This is a genomic window from Streptomyces chilikensis, assembly GCF_001642695.1.
Classification (GTDB): domain Bacteria; phylum Actinomycetota; class Actinomycetes; order Streptomycetales; family Streptomycetaceae; genus Streptomyces; species Streptomyces chilikensis.
In genome coordinates, this window is record NZ_LWCC02000005.1 from 3,027,053 (window position 1) to 3,035,355 (window position 8,303).

An 8,303-nucleotide genomic window follows, 5' to 3' on the forward strand; every position below is an offset into this window, starting at 1 on the left:
GGCACGATCGCCCGCGGGGACGCGACGAGGCCGCGTCGTGGTGTCCGCGGGGCCGGTCCGGCCGCCCGCGGAGGGGACCCGCAGGTGAGGGCCGCGCGGAAGGCGGGAACAGGGGGAGCCCGCCCCTGGGCCGGGGGCGGTGGGGGCGCATAGGGTGGGCCTCCGGTGGCAGTAGAGGTTCAGGAGGCTGTGGATGTCCGAGCGGAAGCCCATCGAGTCATGGCTGACCGACATGGACGGCGTACTCATCCACGAGGGCGTCCCGATCCCCGGCGCCGAGGAGTTCATCAAGCGCCTCAAGGACAAGGACCGCCCCTTCCTGGTCCTGACCAACAACTCCATCTACACGCCCCGCGACCTCCAGGCCCGGCTCCGCCGGATGGGCCTGGACGTGCCGGTGGAGAACATCTGGACCTCCGCGCTGGCGACCGCCCAGTTCCTCGACGACCAGCGCCCCGGCGGCACCGCCTACGCCATCGGCGAGGCGGGCCTGACGACCGCGCTGCACGACATCGGGTACGTGCTCACCGACCACGACCCCGACTATGTCGTCCTCGGCGAGACCCGCACCTACTCGTTCGAGGCGATGACCAAGGCCGTCCGCCTGATCAACGGCGGCGCGCGGTTCATCGCCACCAACCCCGACGAGACCGGCCCCTCCACCGAGGGCCCGCTCCCCGCGACCGGCTCGGTGGCCGCCCTGATCACCCGTGCCACCGGCAAGCAGCCGTACTTCGCCGGCAAGCCCAACCCGCTGATGATGCGCACCGGCCTCAACCGGCTCGGCGCGCACTCGGAGAGCTCCGCGATGATCGGCGACCGGATGGACACCGATGTGCTGGCCGGCATGGAGGCCGGGATGCGCACCTACCTGGTCCTCACCGGCTCGACCGGCAAGGACCAGGTGGAGAACTACCCGTTCCGCCCCTCCGAGGTCGTCAACTCGATCGCGGACATCGTCGACCTGGTGTGACCCGCCGGGACGGGGGCCCGCCCCCGGCCCGCACCGGGCGACACGCGCGCGCTGCTCCGAACGGGCGGCGCGCGCACGTTCGTTCGTGGCATGCCCGGCACGGTCCCGATGCGGGACGGCGCGGTCCGGGGGAGCCTCCTGGTAACGGGAGGTTCGTGATGGGTGCAATGGGTGCACTACGTACGACGCTCGGCTGCGCGGGCGCCGCGGTGGCCGTCGCGCTCACCCCGACGACCGGCGGTCCCCTCACCGCGTCCGCGGACGCGGACGACGCCCCGGCCGTGGCCGTGGCGCCGGCCGCGCCGCGCCCCGGCACCGACGTACGGGTGACGGTGAGCCGCTGCGGCGGCCGCACCGGCACCGCCGCGTCCGACGCCTTCGTGGCCGAGGCCAGGCTCACCGGTACCGGCGCCGACGGCAGGCTCACCGGGGAGACCCGCGTCCGCTCCGGCGCCCGGCCGGGCGCCTACCGGGTCCGGATCCGCTGCGACGGCGTGCCCGAGCGGTTCACCGAGGTGAGGGTGGCCGACGCCCGCACCGGCGCCGCCCCTCCCGCCGCGTCACCGACCGCCCCGGTCCCGGCCGGAGGCGGCGGCCTGGCCCGCGAGGAGGCGCGGGAGGAGGCGGAGGACGCCGCCCCCGGGGCCGCGCAGGCGGTGACCGGCGTGGTGCTGGCCGGTGTCGCCGCCGCCGTCGTGGTGCTGGTGCCCCGGACCGCCCGGAGGCGACGTGCGAGGCAGCGGTGACGGCGCGCGGCGGACGCCTGCTGCCCGCCCTGGTCTGGCTGACGCTGTTCGGCGCCACGCTGGCCTGGGCCGCGGAACTCACCGACGTCGACCTGCCCCCGCCCTCCGGCCGGCCGGCCGGGACGGCACCGGTGGTGTCCGCCGCGCCCGGGCCCGGTGTCCGCCTGCCGCCCGCCCGGCGGCCGTTGCCCCCGGCCGCGCCTCGGCGGATCGACGTGCCGTCGCTGGCGCTGAGCGCCCCCGTCGTGCCCCGGCCGCTCGACCCGTCCGGTGCGCCGGGAACACCGCCCATGGACATGGCGGGAGCGGTCGGCTGGTGGCAGCGCGGCCCCGCCCCGGGATCCGCCGGCCCGGCCCTGCTGGCCGGTCACCTGGACACCGGGACCCGGGCGGCCGTCTTCCACCGGCTCGGCGAACTGCGGCCCGGCGACGCGGTCCACGTCTACCGCGCCGACGGCCGGGCGGCCCGCTTCACCGTGGAGGAGGTGCGGACCCTGGACCGCGACGGCTTCGACGCCCGCCTCGCCTACGGGCCGCGCAGACCCGGCCGCGCCGAACTGCGGCTGGTGACCTGCGCCGGCGCCTGGGACGAGGCGGTGCGCGCGTACACCGCCAATGTGGTGGTCTCCGCCTATCTCACCGGATGAGGCGGACGATGATCCGAAACTTCCGTGTTGGTGCCCTCCGCTGCATTCGCGTGGGTGACAACTGAAATGTCAGGACTGAGAATGAGGACGACAGTGCGCCCAGGGGGGACACCAGGGGGGAATCGGATGGACGCCATCAGGCGAGCCGGAGCAGGGAGGCGGCTCACCGCGGCGGCGCTCGGCACGGCGCTGCTGCTCATGGCCGTGGGGTGCTCCGGCGACGGGGAGGGGAACCGGCAGCGGCAGGAGGAGCGGGCCCGGGGCGCGAACGCCGGGAAGGGCGCGCCGTTCTGGGTCAACCCGAACGGCAGCGCCGCCAGACAGGTCCAGGCCTACGAGCGGCAGGGCCGGCGGGACGAGGCCGAGGCGATCCGGCGGATAGCGGAACAGCCCGTGGGCGAGTGGATCGGCACGTCCAACCCCGAGGGCGAGGCCCGCGCGTTCACCGAGTCCGCGGTGCGGGCCGACCGCAGGGCGCTGCTGGTCCTCTACAACATCCCGCACCGCGACTGCGGCAACTACTCCGGCGGCGGCGCCCCCGACGGCGACGCCTACCGGGCCTGGCTGGAGGGCGTGACGCGCGGCATCGGCGACCGCCCGGCGACGGTCGTCCTCGAGCCCGACGCCGTGCTGCACCTGGTCGACGGGTGCACGCCCGCCGAGTTCCACGAGGAGCGGTACGCGCTGCTCGACGAGGCGGTGACGCGGCTGAAGGAGCTCAGGAACACCAAGGTCTACCTGGACGCGGGCAACGCGGGCTGGGGACGGCCGGAGCAGATCTGGGAGCCGCTCAAGCGGGCCGGGGTGGAGAAGGCCGACGGCTTCGCGGTCAACGTCTCCAACTTCTACTCCACCGCCGACTCCATCGCCTACGGCAAGTCGCTCTCCGCGAAGACCGGCGGCAAGCACTTCGTCGTCGACACCAGCCGCAACGGCAACGGCCCCTACCGGGAGGGCGATCCGGGCGAACGCTGGTGCAACCCGCCGGGCCGCGCGCTGGGCGAGCGGCCGACGACGCGGACGGCGGACCCGCTGGTCGACGCCTACGTGTGGGCCAAGCGGCCCGGCGAGTCCGACGGCACCTGCAAGGGCGGGCCGAAGGCCGGCCAGTGGTGGCCGGAGTACGCCCTGGCGCTGGCACGGGCCTCGGAGTGACGACCCGGAGGTGAGGGGGCGGTCCCGCGACGCGGGACCGCCCCCTCACCCGAGGACGCCCGGGGTGGCCGGAGCGCTCAGGGCACCTTCACCCACCGCGCCCTCGCGGGCACCCCGTCCCGGTCGGTGAAGAACAGCATGTACCAGCCAGGCTGCACCAGGTTCCGGTTCCCGGGCACGGTCACCCTCACCCCGTCCGCCGTCCTCTCCGTCTCCAGGGCGATCGACCGCTGGTCCACGTCCGTGACGTGCGTGGAGGCGCTGGGGCGGATGAGCCGCGCCGTCGCCAGGCGGCCGGCGTCCGGGGAGCGGAACGTGCCCGACCCCCCGCGGCGGAGGGTGCCGGGCCCGTCCCGCACCACCGGGGGCTCGCCCCGGTGGAGGTAGGGCGGCGTGTAGATCTCGATGCGCTGCTCGAAGACGCCCGGCCTGGAGTTGGCCCGGTCCGCGAAGAGCGGGTCGGAGCCGAAGAACATCACCCGCCCGTCCGGCAGCAGGACCGACCCCGAGTGGTAGTTCCGGCCCACCAGCGGGTCGGCGACCCGGCGGAAGGCGTTCTCGTCCGGGTCGTACAGGCGCGCCTCGAGGATGTCGGAGCCCGACCGCCCCCGGTAGTCCTCCGAGCCGCCGGACACCAGCACCGTGTCGTCCGGCAGGATCGAGGACTGCGGGTAGCGGGTGCCGCGGCCGAGCGACGGGCCGTCGGTGAAGCGCGGCTCGTCCGCCGTGAGGTCGACCAGCCGCGTCCGCTTCGTCGACGCGCGCGACTCGCCGACCCCGCCGCCGCCGATCACCAGGTACTTCTCCTCCTGCGCGGGCGGCAGCAGCACGGTGCCGGAGGTCTCCAGCCGGTCCGGGTCGCTCATCCCGGGGATCCTGGTGAACTCGCCGGTTCGCACGTCCCACACCCCGGGGTCGCGGCCCACGTCGGCGGGGCCGTAGCCGGCGTTGGAGCCGGAGTAGAAGACCTTGCCGTCCTGCGTCGGGAAGAGCGCCGGATAGGTGGGGAACCGGCGCTCCTCGCCGGTGTACGACCACTTCCCGGTCGCCGGGTCGTACACCTCGTTCTTGCCCGGCACCAGCTGCCCCACCTCGTCCAGGCCCGAGACGGCGAGGACCCTCCCGTCGGAGAGCGTGGTGAGCGTCGGGTACCAGCGGGCCTCCCTCATCGGATCGACCTTGACGTATCGCTCGGCCACCGGGTCGAACTCGTAGGCGTCGCGGATCCCCTGGAAGTCCTTCTTGTCCAGGGCCAGCTTCTGGGCGATGCCGTAGGTGTTGCGGGCGTCGGCGCCCGTCAGGCCCCGCACGCGGTAGTTGTCCTCGGCCCCGGTCGCGTGGCGGGCGCCGGGCCTCTCCGCCTCGACGTAGACGCGGCCGAGGCCGGCGTCGTTGCCGAGGAACCTGCCGGTCCGCGGGTCGAACCTCTTCCTGGCGCGCGGAACCAGGACCGGGTCCCGGGCGACGAAGGTCTTGCCGTTCGCCCTGCCGGTGAAGCGGGTGCCCGCCGCGATGGTCACCGGCTTGTCGGGGTTCTCGTTGTGCACCACCATCAGGCCGCCGGCCCTGGTGACGTCGCCCTCGAGCCTCTCGTAGCGCCGGGTGCCGCCGGCGATGAGCAGGTTGCCGTCGGCGAGCTGGGTGTGGCCGGTGCAGAAGAGGTCGCTCGGGGTGGGGACCTTCTCGACCGTGCCCTTCACCGGGTCCCACACCCGGGTGTCGAACCGCCTGGCGTCGGAGTTCCGCCGGTCGTTGCCCGAGCCGGCGACCAGCAGCACCTTGCCGGTGCGCAGCAGTGCGGCGTGGATGGTGTTCTGGCGGTACCCCTCCGGGAACTCGACGATCTCCCAGCGGCCGTTCTCCGCCTTGTACCCGGGCCGGTCGATCGCGTAGGCGTGGTACTTCTCGGACCCGAAGCGGTAGAGCCAGGGGCCCCCGGCCGGGGCCGGGACCTGGGCCGGCATCGGCCGGGCGTGGGCCCCCGCCGCGACCGGCGGACGGGCGGCGGGCCAGGTGGGCGTCCCGTGCGGCGGGGTGACGCGGGAGGCGGTGGCGGCGGGCGCCGTCCCCGCGGCCGTGGCCGTCCCGCGCGTGTCGCGGCGGCGCTCCGCGCGGAGCGTGAGGCGCCACACGACGATCGGCGACGCGGTGATCAGCAGGGCCAGGGAGGCCCAGACCACCATCGCCGGATGCGCGTGCCCCCGCCAGAACCCCGCGCCGATCGCGCCGCCGAAGACCGTGATGAAGAACAGGTGGATCCGGAACGTCCCGAACAGCGTGTCCGGACTCGCCGAGGCGCCCTTCGGCGTCACCACGAACCGGCTCCCGCGCCGCAGCACCGCGTCCATCAGCGACCGCGCGTACACCGGCGCCGACAGCGCGGACATCACCATGCCGGCGACCCCGCCCGACCCCTCCGGCTCGTGCGGCGAGACGTTGTGCCGCCGGTTCCACACGTACAGCCCGATCTGCAGCGCGGAGGCGTTGCCGTACAGCATCAGCCAGACCACCGGATCGATGTCGACGCCCGACGCGCCCAGCCCCATGAAGAGCGCGCAGCTCAGCGCGGCGAGGATCCAGTTCAGGGCGGAGACCGGATAGAAGATGATCATCATCGTGTAGTTGAAGAGCTTGCCCGGCGGCATCGACCGGAAGCCCTTCCCGTACTGCGTGAGGATCGTCTCGTAGGTGCCCCGCGACCAGCGCAGCTGCTGGGTGAAGAAGTCGGTCCAGGAGGTCGGGCCCTCGCCGACCGCCAGCACGTCCGGGGTGTAGACCGACCGCCACGTGCGCCCGGTGGCCGGGTTGCGGTGGCGGTGGATCTCGAAACCGGTCGCCATGTCCTCGGTGATCGAGTCGTACAGCCCGCCGATCTGCCGCAGCGCGGAGATCCGCACCGCGTTGGAGGTGCCGACGAACATGGGCGCCCCGTACCGGTTCCCGGCGCGCTGGACCAGCGCGTGGAACAGGAACTGCTGCGACTCGGCGGCCTTGGTGACGAAGGTGTCGTAGTTGCCGTACACCTGGGGCCCGATGACGAAGCCGACGTCCGGGTCGCGGAAGAAGCCGAGCATCCGCTCCAGGTAGTTCGGCAGCGGCACGTGGTCGGTGTCGACGGAGGCGAAGAAGTCGTAGGCGTCGCCGTGCGCGTCCAGCCAGGCGTTGTAGTTGCCGTGCTTGGTCCTCGCGCGGTGCGGGCCCCTCGCCCGGTTCCACCGCGCGACGCCCTTGCGGGAGAAGTGGCGCACGCCGAGCCGGGCGCACACCTCCTTGACCTCCGGGTCGTCGCCCTCGTCGAGCAGCCAGACGTGCATCACGCCCCGGTGGCGGATCCGCACGGCCGCCTCCAGGGTCCGCGCGACCATCGCCAGCGGCTCCTTGCCGGGCACGAACGAGGTGAGGAAGGCGACCCGCGTCCCCGCCTGCGGCACCACCGGCACCGGGTCCCGGGCGACCAGGGTGGCGTGCGCGTTGGAGAACACGCTGGCGCAGCGGAACAGCTCGATCAGGCCGATCGACACCAGCATCACGAGGTCCAGCGCCGGCAGGAAGCCGTGCGCCGGATGGTCCCGCTCCGTCCAGTGCGACGGCTGGAGCAGCCAGACCAGCAGGCCCAGCGACAGCAGCGGGGCGGCGAGCAGCATCAGGGCGACGCGGATCCGGTGCGGTTCCTGCGAGAGCAGGGAACGGTAGCGGACCGTGTACGGCCGCTCGGGATCCGGGCGGGTGAGCGGCCCGGCGAGCCGGCTGTAGTGCTCGTAGTCGTAGACCGGCAGGGTCCGCCGCAGCCGGCGGAAGACGCCGGTGGTGGTGGTCGTGCCGGTCACCGGCGCCCGGCCGGCGGCCGCCGGCCCGTGGTGCGGTGCGTCCGCCGCTCCGCGCGGCGGTGTGGTCGTGGACGCGCCGAAGTCCTGCGCGGCGCCTGCCGGCGTCGACGTCATGAAGTTCATCCCCCCGCACGCGCCGCGACGATGCCGCGGCGCGCGTCCCGTTACGTCTGGTCCCCCTCGACCGGCTGCCGCGACGCCCCCCGGCGTCCGCGTCGGTGCGGGGCCCCACCCCCGCCGCGGCGGCAACCGGGCGCCGCGCCTTCCCCCCCAAGGGCCGCGTTGCCGCGGCGACTTGTGTCCAGGGTTCTACGGGTTTGAGCATGATCGCAAGATGCGCAACACGGTCGTAACCGGTCATACGAGCACAATGGGGTGGCCCGGGGTGAGGGCGGGGCAACTGGGGCGCCCGTGCGCCCCCCGGTGCGGCCGCGCTCCCCTGTGTGCAGGCACAGCAAAAGGCCCCCGCTTTCGCGAGGGCCTCGTCGTGCGCCGCCAGGGACTCGAACCCCGGACCCGCTGATTAAGAGTCAGCTGCTCTAACCAACTGAGCTAGCGGCGCCTGCTGACAAGGAAACTCTACCCCACCGGACGGGGTGCTCCCGACCGCCCCACCTGCCCCTTCCGTCCCCCGCTCGTCCCGCGGGGTGGCCGCGTGCATCATTCGGGTCGTCAACATGCGATATCCGCGCGGGGTTGCGAGACTGGCGAACGTGTAGAAGCACGGACATTTCCCTACGAAATGTGAGGCAGATCGCATGACGGAACCGGCCTTCGAGGAGTTCGACCCCGCCGGAACGTGCGACTGCGCCGGGTGCGCGCACTGGCGACGGGTGATGCCGGGCGGTGCGGCGGGCTCCGCGCGGCATCCCGCCGCGGCCCGCGTCGTCACGGTCACGGCGGCCGCCGCCACGGCGGTGACCGCCGCCCCGGCGGTCGCCGCCCCCGCCGCCCC

At 73.9% G+C, this 8,303-nt stretch carries 5 protein-coding genes, 1 tRNA gene and 1 pseudogene; 5 read left to right on the forward strand and 2 right to left on the reverse strand.

Translation table 11 applies throughout. From position 1 onward, the window contains the following. The first annotated feature begins 193 nt into the window (after window positions 1-193). From A2U95_RS13560 to A2U95_RS13575, 4 genes are all read left to right on the forward strand, one after another. On the forward strand, window positions 194-973 hold the full coding sequence (locus A2U95_RS13560; RefSeq protein ID WP_166022362.1) for an HAD-IIA family hydrolase: 780 nt from the start codon (window positions 194-196) through the stop codon (window positions 971-973). Window positions 974-1,140: 167 nt separating this feature from the next. Beyond that, window positions 1,141-1,719: a hypothetical protein gene (locus tag A2U95_RS13565; RefSeq protein ID WP_166022363.1), complete on the forward strand. Its 579-nt coding sequence runs from the start codon at window positions 1,141-1,143 to the stop codon at window positions 1,717-1,719. After that, window positions 1,716-2,366, forward strand: a complete 651-nt coding sequence (locus A2U95_RS13570; protein WP_166022364.1) for a class F sortase — start codon at window positions 1,716-1,718, stop codon at window positions 2,364-2,366. The genes A2U95_RS13565 and A2U95_RS13570 overlap by 4 nt, the downstream gene beginning before the upstream one ends. A gap of 126 nt (window positions 2,367-2,492) precedes the next feature. Continuing rightward, on the forward strand, window positions 2,493-3,521 hold the full coding sequence (locus A2U95_RS13575) for a glycoside hydrolase family 6 protein (protein ID WP_166022365.1): 1,029 nt from the start codon (window positions 2,493-2,495) through the stop codon (window positions 3,519-3,521). Between the two features lie 77 nt (window positions 3,522-3,598). On the opposite strand, the gene glxA is transcribed toward A2U95_RS13575, so the two are convergent. Then, window positions 3,599-7,462, reverse strand: coding sequence for a radical copper oxidase GlxA (glxA, locus tag A2U95_RS32685; protein ID WP_166022366.1), 3,864 nt, complete (start codon window positions 7,460-7,462; stop codon window positions 3,599-3,601). A gap of 374 nt (window positions 7,463-7,836) precedes the next feature. After that, window positions 7,837-7,910, reverse strand: a tRNA-Lys gene (locus A2U95_RS13585). Window positions 7,911-8,106: 196 nt separating this feature from the next. On the opposite strand from A2U95_RS13585, the pseudogene A2U95_RS13590 reads away from it, so the two are divergent. Then, window positions 8,107-8,303: pseudogene (locus tag A2U95_RS13590) on the forward strand (peptidoglycan-binding protein); the annotation flags it as partial.